The 17656-nt window shown below is 69.6% G+C and carries 21 protein-coding genes and 2 pseudogenes; 5 read left to right on the forward strand and 18 right to left on the reverse strand.

All coding sequences use genetic code 11. The features are described from left to right. Nucleotide 1 precedes the first annotated feature (1 nt). From AC5L36_RS38660 to AC5L36_RS38710, 11 genes and pseudogenes are all read right to left on the reverse strand, one after another. Complete coding sequence (locus tag AC5L36_RS38660; RefSeq protein WP_441223654.1) at nucleotides 2-814, reverse strand: slipin family protein; 813 nt, start codon at nucleotides 812-814, stop codon at nucleotides 2-4. Continuing rightward, on the reverse strand, nucleotides 804-2120 hold the full coding sequence (locus AC5L36_RS38665) for an NfeD family protein (RefSeq protein WP_441223655.1): 1317 nt from the start codon (nucleotides 2118-2120) through the stop codon (nucleotides 804-806). Before AC5L36_RS38665 ends, AC5L36_RS38660 begins: the two co-directional genes overlap by 11 nt. 22 nt (nucleotides 2121-2142) lie before the next feature. After that, nucleotides 2143-2511, reverse strand: a complete 369-nt coding sequence (locus AC5L36_RS38670; protein WP_441223656.1) for an STAS domain-containing protein — start codon at nucleotides 2509-2511, stop codon at nucleotides 2143-2145. Nucleotides 2512-3568: 1057 nt separating this feature from the next. Continuing rightward, complete coding sequence (locus AC5L36_RS38675) at nucleotides 3569-5323, reverse strand: DUF1996 domain-containing protein (protein WP_441223657.1); 1755 nt, start codon at nucleotides 5321-5323, stop codon at nucleotides 3569-3571. Between the two features lie 360 nt (nucleotides 5324-5683). Next, on the reverse strand, nucleotides 5684-5998 hold the full coding sequence (locus AC5L36_RS38680) for an acyl-CoA thioester hydrolase/BAAT C-terminal domain-containing protein (protein WP_441223718.1): 315 nt from the start codon (nucleotides 5996-5998) through the stop codon (nucleotides 5684-5686). 98 nt (nucleotides 5999-6096) lie between these two features. Then, nucleotides 6097-6504, reverse strand: a pseudogene (locus tag AC5L36_RS38685) (alpha/beta hydrolase family protein); the annotation flags it as partial. Next, nucleotides 6473-6845, reverse strand: a pseudogene (locus AC5L36_RS38690) (acyl-CoA thioesterase/BAAT N-terminal domain-containing protein); the annotation flags it as partial. The pseudogenes AC5L36_RS38690 and AC5L36_RS38685, both read right to left, overlap by 32 nt. Nucleotides 6846-6969: 124 nt before the next feature. After that, the gene (locus AC5L36_RS38695; protein ID WP_441223658.1) at nucleotides 6970-7410 is read right to left on the reverse strand and encodes an STAS domain-containing protein; all 441 of its coding nucleotides are present in this window, start codon (nucleotides 7408-7410) and stop codon (nucleotides 6970-6972) included. A gap of 149 nt (nucleotides 7411-7559) precedes the next feature. Beyond that, a complete protein-coding gene (locus AC5L36_RS38700; protein ID WP_441223659.1) occupies nucleotides 7560-8147 on the reverse strand; it encodes a GerMN domain-containing protein in 588 nt (195 codons plus the stop codon). Continuing rightward, nucleotides 8144-9499: a HAMP domain-containing sensor histidine kinase gene (locus AC5L36_RS38705; protein WP_441223660.1), complete on the reverse strand. Its 1356-nt coding sequence runs from the start codon at nucleotides 9497-9499 to the stop codon at nucleotides 8144-8146. The genes AC5L36_RS38700 and AC5L36_RS38705 overlap by 4 nt, the downstream gene beginning before the upstream one ends. Then, the gene (locus tag AC5L36_RS38710; RefSeq protein ID WP_441223661.1) at nucleotides 9496-10173 is read right to left on the reverse strand and encodes a response regulator transcription factor; all 678 of its coding nucleotides are present in this window, start codon (nucleotides 10171-10173) and stop codon (nucleotides 9496-9498) included. Before AC5L36_RS38710 ends, AC5L36_RS38705 begins: the two co-directional genes overlap by 4 nt. 159 nt (nucleotides 10174-10332) lie before the next feature. On the opposite strand from AC5L36_RS38710, the gene AC5L36_RS38715 reads away from it, so the two are divergent. From AC5L36_RS38715 to AC5L36_RS38730, 4 genes are all read left to right on the forward strand, one after another. Continuing rightward, nucleotides 10333-10737, forward strand: coding sequence for an STAS domain-containing protein (locus AC5L36_RS38715; protein ID WP_441223662.1), 405 nt, complete (start codon nucleotides 10333-10335; stop codon nucleotides 10735-10737). A gap of 91 nt (nucleotides 10738-10828) precedes the next feature. Beyond that, complete coding sequence (locus tag AC5L36_RS38720; protein WP_441223663.1) at nucleotides 10829-12265, forward strand: alpha,alpha-trehalose-phosphate synthase (UDP-forming); 1437 nt, start codon at nucleotides 10829-10831, stop codon at nucleotides 12263-12265. A 65-nt stretch (nucleotides 12266-12330) separates the two neighbouring features. Continuing rightward, a complete protein-coding gene (locus tag AC5L36_RS38725; protein WP_441223664.1) occupies nucleotides 12331-12612 on the forward strand; it encodes an adhesin in 282 nt (93 codons plus the stop codon). Between the two features lie 298 nt (nucleotides 12613-12910). Continuing rightward, nucleotides 12911-13633: a DUF4142 domain-containing protein gene (locus AC5L36_RS38730; protein WP_441223665.1), complete on the forward strand. Its 723-nt coding sequence runs from the start codon at nucleotides 12911-12913 to the stop codon at nucleotides 13631-13633. Here the strand turns inward: AC5L36_RS38730 and AC5L36_RS38735 are convergent. The 7 genes from AC5L36_RS38735 to AC5L36_RS38765 form a co-directional block, all read right to left on the reverse strand. Continuing rightward, the gene (locus AC5L36_RS38735; RefSeq protein ID WP_441223666.1) at nucleotides 13630-13917 is read right to left on the reverse strand and encodes a BON domain-containing protein; all 288 of its coding nucleotides are present in this window, start codon (nucleotides 13915-13917) and stop codon (nucleotides 13630-13632) included. The two genes, AC5L36_RS38730 and AC5L36_RS38735, sit on opposite strands and share 4 nt — an antisense overlap. After that, nucleotides 13917-14303 (reverse strand): STAS domain-containing protein, encoded by a 387-nt coding sequence (locus tag AC5L36_RS38740; protein ID WP_441223667.1) that lies wholly within the window; start codon nucleotides 14301-14303, stop codon nucleotides 13917-13919. The genes AC5L36_RS38735 and AC5L36_RS38740 overlap by 1 nt, the downstream gene beginning before the upstream one ends. Further along, nucleotides 14300-15484, reverse strand: coding sequence for an FAD-dependent oxidoreductase (locus AC5L36_RS38745; RefSeq protein ID WP_441223668.1), 1185 nt, complete (start codon nucleotides 15482-15484; stop codon nucleotides 14300-14302). Before AC5L36_RS38745 ends, AC5L36_RS38740 begins: the two co-directional genes overlap by 4 nt. A 47-nt stretch (nucleotides 15485-15531) precedes the next feature. Then, nucleotides 15532-15834, reverse strand: a complete 303-nt coding sequence (locus AC5L36_RS38750; protein WP_441223669.1) for a BON domain-containing protein — start codon at nucleotides 15832-15834, stop codon at nucleotides 15532-15534. Further along, nucleotides 15828-16196, reverse strand: a complete 369-nt coding sequence (locus AC5L36_RS38755; RefSeq protein ID WP_441223670.1) for an STAS domain-containing protein — start codon at nucleotides 16194-16196, stop codon at nucleotides 15828-15830. Before AC5L36_RS38755 ends, AC5L36_RS38750 begins: the two co-directional genes overlap by 7 nt. A 94-nt stretch (nucleotides 16197-16290) precedes the next feature. After that, on the reverse strand, nucleotides 16291-16512 hold the full coding sequence (locus tag AC5L36_RS38760; RefSeq protein ID WP_441223671.1) for a hypothetical protein: 222 nt from the start codon (nucleotides 16510-16512) through the stop codon (nucleotides 16291-16293). Nucleotides 16513-16617: 105 nt separating this feature from the next. Then, nucleotides 16618-16947, reverse strand: a complete 330-nt coding sequence (locus AC5L36_RS38765; protein WP_441223672.1) for an STAS domain-containing protein — start codon at nucleotides 16945-16947, stop codon at nucleotides 16618-16620. Nucleotides 16948-17100: 153 nt separating this feature from the next. On the opposite strand from AC5L36_RS38765, the gene AC5L36_RS38770 reads away from it, so the two are divergent. After that, nucleotides 17101-17643 (forward strand): alcohol dehydrogenase catalytic domain-containing protein, encoded by a 543-nt coding sequence (locus AC5L36_RS38770; RefSeq protein WP_441223673.1) that lies wholly within the window; start codon nucleotides 17101-17103, stop codon nucleotides 17641-17643. The last annotated feature ends 13 nt before the right edge of the window (nucleotides 17644-17656 follow it).

Here is a 17656-nt window from a genome sequence, read left to right on the forward strand (position 1 = left end):
GCTATGTGTCGTGCGCGGGTCGGGTTGTGGCTGCTGGGCGCGGGGTGGCACCGTCGGCTTGGGCGGTGAGGGTGTCGACCAGGCGGAGCAGTTCGATGGGCAGCGGGAAGATGAGGGTGGAGTTCCGTTCGGAGGCGACTTCGGCCATGGTGGACAGCACGCGTAACTGCATGGCGGCGGGGTGGGCCTCGAGGACTTCGGCGGCCTTGCCGAGGTTGGCGGCGGCCTCATATTCGCCGATGGCGTGGATGACTTTGGCGCGGCGATCCCGTTCGGCTTCGGCTTGCCGGGCCATGGCCCGGCGCATCGCCTCGGGCAGTTCGACGTCCTTGACTTCCACCAGGGTGACCTTGACACCCCACGGGTCGGTGACGTCGTCGATGATCTGTTGCAGCCGCTGGTTGATCTCGTCGCGTTTGATCAGCAGTTCGTCCAGGTCGACCTGGCCGAGGATGCTGCGCAGAGTGGTCTGGGCGATCTGGGAGGTGCCGACGATGTGGTCCTCGATCGCGATGACGGACCGGATCGGCTGGGTGACATTGAAATAGGTGACCGCGTTGACCTTGACGGTGACGTTGTCTTTGGTGATGACGTCCTGCGGTGGGATGTCCATGGTGACGGTGCGCAGGGACACGCGGACCATGCGGTCGACGATCGGGATGATAAAGAACAGGCCGGGGCCCTTGGCGTCGATCACCCGGCCGAGCCGGAAGATCACGCCCCGCTCGTACTCTGGGACGATGCGCACCGACGCGGTCAGCAAAAGTAGGACCGCGCCGGCGGCGATCAGCAACGCCAGGATGCTATTGGACATCGGGGTCCTCCCTGTCCTTCGCGGGTTCGACCATGAGGGTCAGGCCCTGCACGTCGAGCACTCGTACGGTTTGGCCGTCGTGCAGGTCGCTGTGCGGGCTGCGGGCGTTCCACCAGGCGCCCTGCACGCGTATCCGGCCGGTGTTGCCCGCTGCGGCGTTGATGGTGGCGACGGCGCCGAGCAGTGTTTGCGGACCGGACAGTGGCGGGTTCTTGCGGGCCCGCCAGGCAAGCCGGCCGGCCAGCAGCGACCCGCCGCCGACGACCAGCACGGTCGGCAACAGCACGGCCGGGTTGACCCGCACCGCCTCGTCCTCGAACAAGAACAGGCCGGAGACCAGCAGGGCGATCGTGCCGCCGGTGGCGAACACCCCGACGCCGGGAGTGAATACTTCGGCGGCGAACAGCGCTCCGGCCAGGACCAGCAGGGCGATCCCGGCGATGTTGACCGGTAGCACGCTGAGGGCGAAGAAGCCGAGGATGAGCAGGATCGCCCCGGTGACGCCGCCCAGGCCCATGCCGGGGGCGGCCAGTTCGTAGATGAGGGCCAGGGTGCCGATGGACAGGAACAGGAACACCAGGTTCGGGTCCGCGATGACGGCCAGCAGCTGACGCAGCAGCCCCATCTCGTAGTCCACCGTCCGCGCACCAGCCGTGTCCAGCGTGACCTGCCGGCCACCGGCAACGGTGACCGTACGCCCGTCGACGGCGGCCAGCACCCCGGCCCGGTTGTCCGTGATCAGGTCAACCGCACCGATCCGCACGGCCTCGTCGGCGGTCACGGCGCGTCCCTCCCGGACAGTGGCCACGGCGAAGTCGACATTCCGGCCGCGTTGACGGGTCACCGACTCGGCGAACGCCGCCGCGTCGTTGATCACCTTGTCGCTGGCCTTCTCGCCGGTCTCGGCGTTCACTGGCGTCGCAGCACCGATGGTGGTGCCCGGCGCCATCACCGCCAGGTGCGCCGAGAACGTGATCAGCGCCCCGGCCGACGCGGCCCGGCCACCCGGCGGTGACACGTACACGATCACCGGCGTATCGGCGGCCAGGAACGCCTTGATGATCTGCCGCATCGAAGTATCCAGACCGCCAGGGGTGTCCAGCTCCACCAGCAGCGCCTGGTGCCCCCCAGCGGCGGCCTCGCCCACCCCGTCGATGAGGTGTTGCGCGACCACCGGTGTGATTGGACCGTCCACAGTGGTCACTGCGACCGTGGATGCCTGGGCTACCGCGATGCCCGGTGCGGCCAGCAGCGCGCCGAAGACGCAGACCGCCGCGCACAGTCCACCCAATGCCGCCCGCGTCATCAGCGGGCGATCCAGGCGCTGGCTATCCAGCCCTCGCGCTGACATCGATCCACTCCCCGCCCGGCGTAACGGGCTCGGTGGTCTCGCGAACCGGCCCGGTCAGGTCCGGCCCGTCGGACCGGCGGTCCTTGCGCAGCCCGAGCAGCTGCCGAATCAGTGGTGACGGGTTGGACACCGCGAGCTCGACACCGACCTGGGCGCAGATGCGGTTACCCACGACCAGGGTGCCCACACCGACGTGGTCGATGAACGTCACCCCACTCAGGTCCAACACGATCCTCGGCGGCCGCGGGTCGCGGACCGCAGCGGCCGAGATCACGGCCCGCAGATCGGGCGCACCGGCGTAGTCGAGCTGACCGCGCAACGCCAACACCACCGACCGGTCAAGCATGTATCGCCAACTCATGGACAGCGTCACAGCAGCACTCTCCCGCCCCTCGGTAAGAACCCAACACGCGAACACCGACATGACCCGACCGGACCGCACCCTGCGGCCCCACCAACGGCCGAAGTCAATCCACGCAGCGTCGAACGCGCGGACACATCAGCCCGCACCACGCAAAAGGGAGAGTTACGCTCGCTAGATGCGATACCGGGAACCGCATTACCGCCATGGTCAGCCTCCTCGTGCTCGCCGACCAGGCTTCCCGGCACACCAACCACAACCTAACCCGCCCGGTGTCCGCAGGCAACTGTCCCGCCTAGCTGACCCGAGCAGATCAAGCGCCCGGCCCGCGCCATATCCACAGGTGGGTGGGATCGCGAACGCGAACCGGGACGCCCGCACGTCACGCACGTTGATCGCGGTCAGCACCGCGACCACCGTGATCGCTAGACCCGGTGTTCGGCCACGAACAGGCAACCATAGCCACTCGCAACACCTGCGGCAGCCGGCCGAATTCTAGCCGCCGAATCCGCCGAGTCCTCGCTCCATAGCACGACCGCGCGGTCGAGCGCGGTGCGGATCCGTTCGGCGGGGTTTCCGCGCTCCAGGCGGGCCAGGGCGGCGCCGACCGGGCCGCCGATCAGGGGCGCCGCTAACCGTCGCGATGCCACGGCGTCCAGGCATCGGAAACGAGGTTGCGCAAGGGCGCTGTCCGGCTGCTCCCGATCGGCGGGCTCGGCCGCCGGTGCCGGTGATTCCACATCGGCGCACCCGTTGCGCCGCATCTAACCTGCGACCCCTTGCAGTCGGGACGGCCGCGCTGACCCGGCGACTCCTTGCACCACATGTGCCCATCCCGGCTTGCCATTGGTTGTCGAACCTTGCACTGAGATGCCAAAAGACGTCGATCGAGGATTGGTCCCTACTTGTCGCCGACCGTTCGGCAACGTACGCGGGCCTTCGGGTTATCGAGGGCCAGGACGGCCTGTGGGAGACGGCTACCCTCCCTGTCCCCGCACAGGCCGTCGTAGGGCATGGTCACTTTGGTACGAGCCTGCGCCTGTCAGCGGCAGCGGCGGCCGGCGTTGACGCAGTTGGTGATCTTGGTCATCTGGTGGATGGAGTTGACGTTGAGGAAGTCGTTGTGGTCGGAGAACGGGTTGTGGTTCTCCTCGGGGAAGGTGTCGAGCTGGTACTGGCCCTTCTTCTGGACGTCGAGGGGGATGTCGTAGCTGACGCTGATCCGCAGTTGCGGCACGGCGCGGGTGCCGGTGGGGCAGGCGCCGGTTTTGGCGTCGGGGAACTGGATGTGGGTGCGGTGGTTGGCGCTGTCGGTGTTCTTGCCGTCCCAGCAGCTGGGGAAGTCGTGCACGCGCGTGACCTGGCTGCCGGGCGGGCAGATCGGGTACTTGTCGGAGAGCCGGTCGGCGAAGCCGCTGCAAGTCCAGGATTTGCGGGCGTTGGCCGGGCCGCGGCTGGTCGGCTTGGCGTCTCCGGTGATCGCGCGCAGGAATCTGGGCATCGGCACCACCTTGCTGGTGGGGTTGCCGCGGTATTCGATCAGCACTTTGGCGGGGCGGACGATGCCGCCGACGTTGCCGGCGATCTCCTGGTTCGGACCCTGCACGCCGGGCAGTTCCTGCTCGGTGCCGTTGTTGTTGCCGCCGCTGTTGAGGGTGCAGGGGGCGAGTGCTTCCAGGCCGGTCGGACGGGTGCCCTGCCGACCGATCGCGATGCCGATGCGGTCCAATGTGGCCGCTCGCTTGGCGCGCAGCGGGCCGAGGATGGCGTTGTCGATGAAGTTGGGGCCGCCCTGTCCTTGTGTGGTGACGATTCGCTGGTTGGCCTCGGCGATCTGCCGGTCCAGCAGGGCCAGGTTCCGGTTCACCTCGTCGAGCGCGCTAGCGGGGACGGCCGGCAGTTTGTCCCGGACGGTCGGGCAGTTGACGGTCGGCGTCATCGCGGCCGGCGCCGATGCGGGAGCGCCGGTGTCGTTGCCGCCGTTGTGTCCGGCGTGTGCACCGTCGTAGCTCAGGTCACAGTCTGCCAAGGAGGCCAGTCCGGTCGGGTGGGTGCCCTGGCGGCCGATGGCGATGGCGATGCGGTCCAATGTGGCCACTCGCTTGGAGCGCAGCGGGCCGAGGATGGCGTTGTTGACGAAGTTTGGTCCGCCCTGGCCCCGGCTGGTCACGATGCGCTGGTTCGCTTCGGCGATCTGCTGGTCCAGCAGTCGCAGGTTGCGGTTCACCTCGGCGGACGCCGGGGCCGGGACGGCCGGGAGCTTGTCGGCCACGCTGGGGCACGCGACCGTGGGGGTGCCGGCGGTCTTGAGTGTGTCGGGGTTCGCACCGACCGGGTTGGCCTGCCGGTTCGCGGTCCGGTCGATACGGACCACCGGCCAGAAGTACGACGACTTGTCGCCGTTGCGGCAGGTGGTGTCGGAGGCGGCCAGGCTCTCGTCGCTGGAGTCGGCGGTGATCGACAGGTTGCCGACGAAGTCGTGCACGTGCTGGGCGCCGTTGCGGATCCCGGGTTGCGCGACCGGGTTGTCCGGGCTGAACTTCTCGTTCTCGTTCGTTCCACAGTCCACGGTGAACACACCTGTCGAGGCTCCACGGCGCGGTGCCGGGGCTTTCACGTTCGGTGCCACCTGTTGGATCGGCACGAAGCTGGACAGCGGCGCCGCTTCGGCGAACGCTCTGCCGTTACGGGCGCTGGACACGATGCCCGCCGTGACCGCGGCGGTCGCCGCCAGCACGACGAGCACCGCCACGATGCGGAACTCCTGTGACCGCGTCCGGATCACGCGTTGACGCATGCTCTCACCTCACTCGATACGCCACGGCCCAAGCCGATGGCACCGCGGTTGCGGCGCCAGTGGGTACGGCGGCAGCGGACACCTCGATGAGTGACGCGCACGCACGTCATCGGCCTGTAAGAACCGCATCAGCGAGGGCGCGGTCGTCACCGTTCGGTAAGGTTCACCACCACGCGGGCGCGGTAAGTTGTCCCGCCAATCCCTTGCCGGCGCAACGTCTTGCCGTCGGGCTTGGTCCTCGGCGATGAAGCCCAGGAGACGAACCCCTTCGCCGGTCCCGACCGCGACCGCGCTCGTCGCGACCGGGCTGGTCGGCTTGCTCCGCCGCGACCTCGAGGCGACCTGAGGCTATCGGGGCGGCTAGGGCAGGTCCGCGCGGAAGGCGATCACCCTGGACCGGCTGTCGCTGCGGGCGGCGGCGTTCGCGGCTCTGGTGCCGCCGTGGTGGTAGGTGCGGCCGTCGACGGGGTGTACGCCCACGACGCCTGCCGGCTGGAACGGGTAGGTGGCAGCGCCGTGTCCGGCGGCAGGATAGGTCAGCACCTCGACGGTGGCCTTGGCGGCGTCGGCGTGCAGCCGTGGTTGGATGGCCTGGGCCTGCGGCGTCGAAGGCCACGGGTTGTCCTCGCCACCGGCGATGGCCAGGACGGGCCCTTCGACGTTGCTGACAGGAATCGGCCCGCTGAGTGTGGCCCGGCCGTCCTTGGTCCAGGCAGGGCTTGCCGGATCCGGGAACGCGGGCCTACGGTGTCGTCGGGCGCGTGCAGGACCACGCCGCGGAACAGGTCGGGGTAGTGGTGGGCGAGTAGGAGAGCGGCTTCGCTGCCCCGCGAGTACCCGACGACGGCGACGGGTTCCGGCCTGAGGCCAGGTTGACGTGCCAGCAGCCGCGCCGCCGTGGTGAAGTACTCCAGCGGGATGTCCGCCAGCGTCTGCGGCAGCCCGGGCACTCGGAAGTACGCCAGCGACAGCGCGGGATGGCCGTGCGAGGCCAGCAACGCGGCCGTGAACTTCTGACTGGTGCCGCCCTCGGAGCCACCGAAGACAAGCGCCGGCATACGCGGGTGTGCTGCCCGCTGGCGGTAGGTACAGGTCGCCGTGGATGCCCTCGGTCTCCATCCGGAATACCCGATGGGTGGCTGCGGGCGACATCCACTGCCGACGCAGCGTGCGGTTGGCATCCGCGCGGCCGTCGACCGTGACGGCGACCTGAATCTCGAATGCGGCGGCGAGTTCCGGGCACGTGGGGAAGAACCACTGTTGGTCTGGGTCGCCGTCCGCTGGGACCATTGACCAGAGCAGGCCCATGCCGTCGACCTGGTCGTAGGTGCCATCGCGCGGCGCGGTTGAGGTCCACAGTGCCGTCCTCGTCGGCGGTGAAGGCCGCATGGCCGCGCCAACTCATGTCTTGGTAGTCGGTTGACGTCGCCGCGACCTCGACCCGCTGGCCAGCTCTGAGGCCGGAGATCCGCAGCTGTACCGGCTGATCCGCCAGGGCCCACGCGGGGTCGGCGGTGACCATGGGGGTTTCGCCCTGGTTGCGTATCGCAGCCAGCGACCGCGATCCCGGGACCCGAAAGCAGTACCACGGCAAGGTAGACACGCAGTCGCCGCCAGCCGAACAGACAACGAGCCGCGCCACCCTGTCACCGTCCGCGGCCGGGTCGGGTCCGCGCCGGCGCCTGTGGCGGGGCGGCGGTCCCTCCGGTCGGGCGGAGCCGGCGTGGCGGGCGGCGAGGCGTGCACCACTGTGAGGTCCGTTGGCTCGCGGTCGCAGGCGCCGGTCCGCGGCTTGTCTGCAGCTGTAGAAGTGCGCGGATCAGCGGCGAGGTGCCGCGAACGACTAAGCCGATGCCGGCCACCGCGCAGGAGCGGTTTCCTGCGACCAGGCTGCCCACGCCGGCCGGGTCGACCTGCTCGATATCGGTCAGGTCCACCAGGATCGACCGGGGGCGCGGCATCCGCTCGGCTTCGGCGATGATCGCCATACGCAGGTGTGGGGCTGTGTGGTGGTCCAGCGTCCCGCGCAGAGCCAGGACGACCGACTCGCTGCCGTGCGGATAGAGGTGGGCGATCGACAGCGTCACGACGTGACCTCGCGGAGTGTGCCCTGCCGTTGGGTGCCTGGTCGCTGCGTCGGCGGCATGGTCGGCCTCCTTCTGTATCGCCGACCAGCCTTCCCGGCACACCTGTGTCCAACGTATGCGGCCTGGGCGGTGCCCGCAACGCGCACCGGCTACGTCGCGAGGAGGCTGGCGTAGTCGGCCGCGGTGGCCGGAGCCTCGGACAGCGAGCCGTCGGCGTGGGGTACACCGACAGGCTGGCCGCCGCGGGTGAACCTCACGGCGGTGATGCCGGGTTGGGCAGTGAGGGTGCAGACGATCTGGGCGAAGGCGAGGATCTGGTCGGTGCGGCCGCTCTCGTCCAAGGCGGCGGTGAGCTCGACTGTGGCCCGGCCGTCGCTCAGCTGGACGCCGACGACGATATCGTTGCCGAGCAGCGAACTGGTGAGCCCTTCGCGTTGCTCCACGTCGGTGGGTCCGGCGAGCAGGTCGTCGACGAGCTCGTCGACGCTGGGTTGCGCATCGACGTTGCGGGTGACGGCGACCAGCTCGCCGTCCCGGACGAAGTACAGGCGTTCCGCGACAACGCCGGCGCCAGGGCCGGGATCCGGCGGTGTCTCGGTCGCCCAGGCGTGCGAGACCCCATTGGGAGGGTTCACCTCGCGAGGGAGGTCCTCGGCTTGGGCGCCGCATCCGGTGACCGCGGCCGCGAGCAGCACCGACAGCGTGCCGGCGTACGGAGAGCGGCGTGTTCTGGTCACGAGTTCGTCCTGGGCAGTTCGACCCGGAATCGGGCGCCGCCGCCGGGCCGGTCGGTCACCGTCACGCGTCCGCCGTGTGCGGTGGCGTGCCGGGCGACGAGGGCGAGCCCGAGTCCGGTGCCGTCGCTGTCCCCGCGTGCGCTGGCGGCGCGGCCGCGCACGAACCGGTCGAAGATGGCCTCGCGGTCTTCCGGTCGTACGCCCGGTCCCTCGTCGTCCACTTCCAGCACGAACGCGTCGGATGTCGCGTTGAGGCGCACGGCGACCGCGCCGCCGCCGTGCCGGTCGGCGTTGTCGAGCAGGTTGCCCAGGATCTGGATGAAGCGGCGCCGGTCGACTGACCAGGTCGCCGTGCTCCCCTCGGCCACCCGCACCACCTGCTCGGGTAGGCGGCGAGCGCGGCATTCTTCACGTGCCACCGCGGCGACGTCGAACAGTGTGCGCTGGATCGGTCGATCGTCGCGAGCCAGTTCCAGCAGGTCGGCGACAAGCCGCTGGAACCGATCCACCTCGTCAGACAGCAGAGTCACCGCGGTCGCAGCCCGGCCGTCGAGCCGGGGTCGGTGCCGGTCCAGCACGCTGGTCGCGGCGGACAGCGTCTGCAGTGGTGAGCGCAGCTCGTGGCTGACGTCGGCGGCGAACCGGCGGTCCCGTTCCAGGCGGGCCGAAAGCTGGTCGACCATCTCGTTGAACGACGTCGTCAACCGTTCCAGATCGGGCTCGGTGGCCGGGTCGAGGCGGGCACTGAGGTCACCTGCGGTGATCTCACGCGCGGCGGCGGTGACCGTGTCGAGAGGGCGTAGCACGCGGCGGGTCAGGTACCAGCCGAAGCCGGCGCCGGCCGCGGTCGTGCCGGCGGCGACGAGGGTGAGTACCAGGGCGAGAGTGCGTAGGGTCTGGTCGAGCTCGCGCATCGAGTCGATGACGTAGAAGCCGGACGACGACGGCAGCGGCACGCCGACGACGACCGCGGGGCCGCTGTCGGTGTGGACCCGTTGCATGCCGAGCTTGCCCTGCTCGACCATGTCTTGCAGCGCGGGCGGGATGGCGTCGGTCAGACCGGCGTCGGCGGCGCGGGCGTACCAGCGGCCGTCGCGGTGCAGCAGGGCGCGGCGGGTGTTGCCGGTGTTGAGGGTGCTGAGCACGGCGGAGATGTCGGGCCGTTCGGTGGCCAGGCCGGCGTGTACCACGCCGGCGTCCAAATAGGCCGAGCGCAGGGCGCTGCGTTCCCGGCCGGCCATCAGTGCCTGGCTGGTAAACTCGTACGACAGTGCCGCCATCGACGCGGACAACACGAAGGCGCCCGCCGCGAACGCGGCGGTCACTCGGGAGCGCAGGCCAGGACGTCTCATCGTTGCAGCTTGTAGCCCATGCCGCGGACGGTCACCAGGTGCCGAGGCGAGGTCGGATCGTCCTCGATCTTCTGCCGCAACCGTCCGATGTGGACATCGACGAGTCGCTCGTCGCCGTAGGTGTACTCCCAGACCCGTTCCAGCAGCTGCGCCCGGGACAGCACCCGGCCCGGGTGCTCGGCGAGTTCGCACAGCAGCCGGAACTCGGTGCGGGTCACCGCCACCGGCTCGCCCCGCAGCGCGACCTCGCCGGCTTCGGGCCGGATCTCCAGGTCGTCGAAGACCAGTGCTGGTACGGCGGCGACCGTGCTGGCGCGGGCACGGCGCCGCAGCGCCCGCAGCCGCGCGGACAGTTCCTTGACCGCGACCGGCTTGACGACGTAGTCGTCGGCGCCGGCCTCCAGGGCGGCCACGATGTCGTGTGTGTCGTCGCGCGCGCTGACCACCACGATCGGTACGTCGTCGCGGGCGCGCAACTGGCGGATGCACTCGTAGCCGTCGATGCCGGGCAGCATCAGGTCGACCAGGACCGTGTCGGCCGGCGCGCGCCGCTGCTCCCGCAGCCCTTCTTCCGCGGTGGCCGCGCCCCGGACCGTGTAGCCCTCGTCTTCGAGGCCGAGCGTCAAGGACAGCCGGATCCGGTCGTCGTCCTCGATCAGCAACACGTGCTCCATCGCTAAATCATGCCCAGCCACGGAGCAGGTTTCGCAGCCCGGCCGGGATCCCCGGCGGTTTGTCATGGGACTGTCACAGGACCGCGGAGGGACCGCCATACCACCTAAAGAGTCTGGACAGACCCCAGATCATCATGTCCTGCACGCGGGAGGTTCCAGGTGAGTACTCCAGCCTTGGCCGAGCTGCTGCCACGGCCGGGCCGAGTACCACTGGTCGAGGTCGTTGTCACCGAGGCGATCGACGCGCAGGTGACGCCCCGCCTACGCGTCCTGCTCGACGAGGTCCTCGCACTGCGGCCGGAGCACCTCGTGGTGGACCTCGCTGGCTGCACGCACGTCGACGCGTCCGGCGTCGCCGCGCTGCTCGAGACGCACCGTCAAGCGATGCGCGATGGCGGGCGGCTCAGCCTGCGCGCACCGTCGCCCAGCGTGCACCGCAACCTTCAGCTGGCCCGCGTGGCGAATGTGCTGCACATTGTCTTGCCTAAGGTCTCGCTGCCGGCCGAGGACTGGTCCGCGGCGGCCGGCACCGGCACACTCGTGGACCCGCGGCCGACGCGGTGACGGTGGCGCCGTTGAGCCCCTCACCCCGCCCTTCCCATCCCCCCGACGGGCGGGGTGAGGCAGGCGCCACAACTGTCCACATCGGAGAATCATGACCGGGTCCCGCAGTCCGGACCTACACGACCTGGTGGTGGTTTCGCACCGGCTGCCGGTCACGGTCGACGACACACAGCCGAGGTGGGCGGACCGGATCGGTGACGGCACAGCCACGTTGGGCCCGGCGGTCGCCGCTCGCGGCGGGGCCTGGCTGGGTTGGGCCGGAGGCGTCAACGCATCGACCGCGTGGTTCGAGCACGAGGGCCTGCGGCTGCATCCGGTCGGCCTGTCGCATTCCGACGTCCTGGACTACGAACGGGGCTACTGCGCCGCCTCGCTCGCCCCGCTCTATCAAGGGCGGGTGGAGACGCCCGAGTTCCGGGACCAGTGGCGGGTGGCCTACCAGCGGGTCAACCAGCGGTTCGCGGACGCGGCCGCCGCTTTGGCGGCACCGGGTGGCATCGTCTGGGTGCACGACTACCACCTGCAGGCTGTACCGGCCCTGCTGCGCCGCCGCCGACCCGACCTGCGCATCGGTATGTCCCTGCACGCGCCGTTTCCGCCGGCCGAGCTGTTCGTGCAACTGCCCACCCGGGCCCAGACCCTGCACGGGCTGCTCGGCGCCGACCTGATCGGCGTGCCGCACCCGCGGGCGGCCGCCACCGTACTCGAACTCGCCGGCCACCTGCTGCAACTGGCGGTCCGCGATGACGCCGTAACGATCGAGGGCCGGCGGGTCACGGTCGGCTCATATCCGCTATCGATCGACGCGGCCGCGATCGAACTACTGGCCGCCGATCCCTCGGTTCGTGCCCGGGCGACCGGCATCCGGGCCAAGCTGCACGGTGCCCGCACGGCCCTGCTCGCGGTCAACCGGCTGGACCCGGCCGAGGGGATCGAGCAGTGTCTCGACGCCTACGCCACCCTGCTGGGCACCGGGCGCCTGGACCCTGACCGCACCGTCCTGGTCGAGGTCGCCGCCCCTGATGGGCCGGACACGACACGCCGGGAACGGGTCCGCGCCCGGATCGACCGCCGCGTCGCGCAAATCAACGGCGAACACGCCCGGGTCGGACACCCGGTCATCCACTACCTGCGCCGTAGCCCGCCGCTGCGCGAGCGGGTGGCGCTCTACCTGGCCGCGGACGTCCTGCTCGCCACACCGCTGAGCGCCGGCACTGCGACCACCGCCAAGGAATTCCTCGCCGCGCGTACCGACGACACCGCGCGACTGGTGCTCAGCGAGTTCACCGCCGAACGGCTGCCCGGAGTGACGAGTGTCAACCCGCACGACCCGGACGCCCTGCTCGACGCGATCGCGGCAGCCGCGGCCGAGACCGGGATCCGTTCCGCCAATCTGAGCGCCACCCGGCAACGGCTGCACAGCCAGGACATGGACAGCTGGGTCGGACGTTTTCTGCACGCGCTCGCCGCACCACCGCTGCGAACCGACGGTGATCCACGCTACGTCGCCATCGGCACCCCGCACTGAACCCCCGCCGCGCCCCCGCGGACGGCAGCACCTGAACCGGCAGAAAGGCAAGGAGTTCCACACCTATGGTCACCCTCACCGACAACGCGATCGGCCTCATCCGCCGCCTCACCGACCGGCCCGGAATCCCCGACCAAGCGGGCCTGCGCATCGCGACCGGATCAGCCGCCGGTGCGCTCACCGTCGGGGTCGTCAGCGGCCCTCTCGACGGCGACCACGTGCTCGACACCTCCGGAGCGCGGGTCTATCTCGACGCCGAGGCGGTACGGACCTTGGACGACAAAGCCCTGGACGCGGCCATCCAGGACAGCACCGTCACCTTCACCGTGACCGAGCAGGCCGGATGACCATCTCGTCCCGCACCACCCGCCGGTCGCGCACCGACGCGCGACCGGCGGCGGCCATGACTGACTGACACACCCCATAGCGTTCCGAAACCGCTCCGGAAAACGGCCGGCAGCGGTATTGTGGCATTCACAACAAACGTATTCTGACGTGGCCACTTCGTCCTTTTGGACGACACGGTCGATTCAACGACCAAGCGCAAATTCTTTCTTAAGAAGTCACCATTTGACTTCCTATAGCGGACTGTTTAGCGTGCTCAAATAGAAGCGTTTGGCCGACACTCACGGAGGTGATTTCGTGGTGACCCGCCGATATCTTACGGCTCTTACGGCCGTCCTCGTCGGGCTGGCACTCGCATTGGGCGCGCCGGCCGCCGCGGCCAACGCTCAGCCCGCGGCGCCCGCACAGCTCGGCGCGACGGACCTCGCCCTGTTCAACGGTGTGCGGCTGGCCGGGCTGTGGGAGATGCCGGCCGGGCAGATGGCCGCCGAGCGCGGCAGTGCCCAGCGGGTCCGCGAGGTTGGCGCGCAGATCGCCGCCGAGCACGCCGAGCTCGACCAGATCGTCGTCGATGGCGCCAACAAGCTCGGTGTGCAACTGCCGACGAAGCCCAGCGCCACCCAGCAAAAGTGGCTCGACGAAATGCGTGGCGCCGCCTCCGACCGCGAGTTCGACCGCATCTTCGTTCACCGGCTCCGGGCCGCGCACGGCGTGATCTTTCCGGTCATCGGCGCGGTCCGCTCCGGCACCCGAAACGATGTCGTGCGTCAGGTCGCCGAGGCGGCGAACAAGTTCGTGCTCAACCACCTCACCCTGCTGGAGAGCACCGGCCTGGTCCGCTACGGTGACCTGCCGCCCGCAGTCCTGCCTGGCGACCAGCAAAACGGCGGCTCACTGCAAGGGGCCACGCTCGCCGGCGCCACCGCCGGCAGCGGCTTCAACTCCTCCGACGTCTGGATCATCACCATCGTCGCCATCGTCGCCGGTATCGGCGGCACCTGGCGACTGTTCAGACCCCGCTAGGTTCGCACGGTGAGCGCGTTGCAGACGTCCACGATGCCGGGGGCCTGCCAGGCCAGATCGCCGGCCATGCCGATCATTTCGGACGAGTCAACCGAGCCGGTGAGGACCGCCACCCGGTTCTGCACATCCACGTGGATGGGTTGGTCGCCGGTAACGTCGTGGCCCAACAGGCGGGCCAGCACGCCTTCGGCAACCGCCTGGTCGACATCCTCGCGGTCGACCGAGCGGCCCGGCTGAGCACGGTAGAAGAAGGCGTCCTCCGGGTACGGCCACAGCACCGCCATCACGCACTTCTTTCGATCTGCGGGGCCAGGACCGGGCCGTCGTGGTGCTGGTCGGCCATGCCGAACAGGCCGAGCAGGCCGGTGGCCCACAGTTGGCGGCGTGGGAAGGGGGCCAGGTTTTCCACCGTCAGGACGCTGCCGGAGACGGCCGCGGCACGGTGGCATCGCACAAGCTCACCGATGCCGGTCGAGTCGATGAACGACACGTGTCGCAGGTCCAGGACGATCGCTGCCGGCTTGTCCCGGGCCAGCACAGCGATGATCGCGTCGCGCACCTGGCCGACGGTGGCCATGTCGATCTCACCGAACGGTAGGAGACGGACGCCGGAGTCGCTATGCCGCTCCGTTATCAACATGCTCATCTCGGGCTGGGAGTCGTCGTTCATGCCGCTCGCGCCTCCACTGGCCGTTCCACGACGCTGTCACGCAGTGGGCTGAAGGCGGCGCGCAGCACCGCGGTGGCGCCGGGAAGACGGGCTGCGGCGAAGGCTATCCGGCGGGCGGTCATCCGCCAATGCTCGGTGGGCACGAACCAGCGTGCCGTCTTGCGTCCGGTCCGCTGCCGGTCCTGCACGAACGGCCGCATCCGCCGCTCGTAGGCGGCGATGGCCCGTCCGACACCGGCGCCCGTGCGTAGCTCCTCGGCCAGCACGAAGGCGCCGCCCGCGGCGAGCGAGGCTCCCTGCCCGGCCATCAGGGACACGGCGTGGCAGGCGTCACCGATCAGCACGATCGACCCGCGGCTCCAGTAGTCCATCTCGATCTGCGCGACCTGGTCGTAGAAGACCTCGCCGTCCTGCGGCATCTGCCGCAGCGTCCACCGCACCAGGCCACCGAGGTTGCCGTACAGCTTGCACAGCGCCTGCTGCGGGTCCTGCGGGATGGCACGGTCGGGGCTGGCGTGGATGAACGACGCGGCCAGCCGGCCGTCATTGGTCGGGTACAGCCCGGCCTGGCGGCCCGGCACACCAACCATGACAAAGCGATCTCCGACCCGGCGGCCGAGCTCGTCGTCGCGCAGGACGAAGGAGGCGGCGTGGTAGCCCAGGTAGCGCAGGTAACGCTCCTGCGACCCGAAGACCAGCTCCCGGACCCGCGAGTGCACGCCGTCCGCGCCGACCAGCAGGTCACCTCGCTGCACGCTGCCGTCGCTCAACCTCACCGTGACAGCGTCGCCGTCGCTGACCTGTTCGATGGTCGTGCCGTAGCGGATGTGGATGCGGCCCTTGACCGCGTCGAGCAGCGCCTGCTCCAGGGCGCCGCGCATGAGCGACAGGATCCGTCCGTCGAAGACCGAAGCGACCCGCGAGCAGGCGATGCCGCCCTCGCCGTGCTCATTGTGGTCTACATAGGACAGCTCAGCGACCCTGGTATGGGCCTTGTTCAGCTCGGGCAGCAGCCCCATCATCTCGGCAACGTCGTAGCCCGAGCCGAAGAAGTCAATCATGTATCCACCGGCCCGCGGGCCGTCCTCCCGCTCGACCAGGACCACGTCCCAGCCGTCCCGCTCCAGCCACCAGGCCAGCGTGAGCCCAGCGATACCCGCACCACAAATGATCGCTTTCACAGTTCCTCCCTGACACCAGCAGCAGCCCACGCCCGCAGAACTCGGGGTCAGATGCTGGCCAGATCGTCCCCATCGGACGGTTCGAGGGCATTGCAGACGTCGCGGACGCCCGGCGTCTGCCACGCCAGGCCTCCGGCGACGAACATCAGCTCCGGTGTGTCGACCGGGCCGGTGAGGATGGCGACACCGTTCTGCACCTCGACCGCGATGTTCTGCAGACGTGTCCGCTCATCCTCGACCAGCCGCGCCACCACCTTGTCGGCCAGCGTTCTGTCCCGACTCGCGTGCGGCGCCGGGCGGCGAACCGGCTGTCCGGACCCGTCGTCGGGCATCGGCCACGGCGTCAGCACGGCGCGCTCCCGATCGTTGTATGCCCGGAGCGCGGCACCTCCTCGGGCACCACGTGCAGCACCTGCTCCACCCGGGATATCCGCAAAATCCGCCGCAGACGCGGTGACAGCGCGCGCAGCGTCAGGCCCGCACCGACCCGCAAAAGCTGGCGGTGCACATCAAGCAGCAGCGCGACGCCCGCCGCGTCGATCCCGACGCATCCGGCCATATCCACGACCAGCCGGTCCGGGCGCAGCCGCACTGCCGTGTCCAGTGCCGCCTGCACTGGCGCCAAACTGGCGCGATCGAGGCGGTCGGTCAGGTAGATCTCCAACACCGGCACCGACACCGGCCCGGCCACAGGTTGCGCAACCACACTCACGCCGCACCTCCTCACGTCGGCCGGTACGAAATCCAGACTGGTGCGGCCATGTGGAGGCACCTTCGCGGAACCATGACAGTCCCGTGACAACCAGCTACGACGGCACCTCGTCCGGCACCGCCGGCCCACCGCAGGTGCCGCAAAAGTGCGTGCCGAAGGGCCTCGGCTCCCCGCTCCACCCGGCCCGGACGGCCGCCGGCCACAGCACGAACCAGTCCCGTAGGTGAACAGCCGAGCCGAACTCGACCGCGCACCGCTCACACACGAGGACGACGAACCCGGGCTGCCCCGGCTTCGGCCTTGGCTGCATGCTCATGCCGGCGCCGACCACACCGCGTTCATCTCGGCAATCTTTGCACAGGTGCAGCTGTGTGAACGACGCGCCGCAACACCGCAGCCGGCGCCTGCGCTGAGGGCCGGCCTATGCGGGGACCGAACCGTCCAGGACCTGGGCGAGGCCGTGGCGGCGAAGCAGCTCACGCACACGTGGATCCGGGTCGGCCACCACCAGGCGCGCCCCCTGGGCGGAGGCCGCCTCCTGGCCGGCCCGCAAGGCGTCGATGCCACCCTCGTCGATGGACGGCACGGCGCTGAGATCAACGACGATGCGGTGGGGTCGAGTCGCCGCCAGCACGGCGATGACCCGATCGTGGAGCATGCGGGCGTTTTCCGCCCTGATTCCACCTTGCGGCGCGATCGCGATGGTCATCGACGGTTCGGGTACACGACGAGTGGTGATCACGAGAGTCATCACATCTCCGTCCAGAACGGGAGGGGGCACACCTCCGGTAGAGCTCTGACGCGATCCACGCTTGCCGCCGTTTGTGGCGATCACCGATCAGGATTGCCACGCTCCTATGACAGTTCGCTTGGTTCGGCCGGGACGATGCGACGATGGGGGCGCATGCGTGCGATCGTTCAGGACGGCTACGGCCCGGCCGATCGACTGCGCCTGGCCGAGGTCGACCGGCCGGCGGTCGGCGACGACGAGGTGCTGCTCCGGATGCGCGCGACGTCCGTGCATCCGGACGTGTGGCATGTCGTGACCGGTCGGCCGTTCGTACCGCGCCCGAAGGGTTCGGGCCTACACCGCCCCACGGGCCGCATCCCGGGCACCGACGTTGCCGGCACCGTCGAGGCGGCCGGTCATGCGGTCACCAGGTTTCAGCCCGGGGACGAGGTCTTCGGGAAGACGCTACGTGGATACTCGTGGCGCAACGGCGGCGCGTTCGCGCACTACGTCTCGGTGCCGCAGAGCAGGCTCGCGGTCAAACCACCCAACATTACGTTCGAGCGGGCGGCAACAGTGCCGACCGCCGGATACATTGTCCTGGCCAACCTCCACCCGGATCGTTCCAGTCCGGCCAGCGGGTGCTGGTCAACGGGGCGGCCGGTGGCGTCGGAGCGATCACCGCGCAGCTCGCGAAGGCTAGTGGCGCGCACGTGACCGGCGTGGACCA

This window comes from Phytohabitans sp. LZ39, from assembly GCF_059359075.1.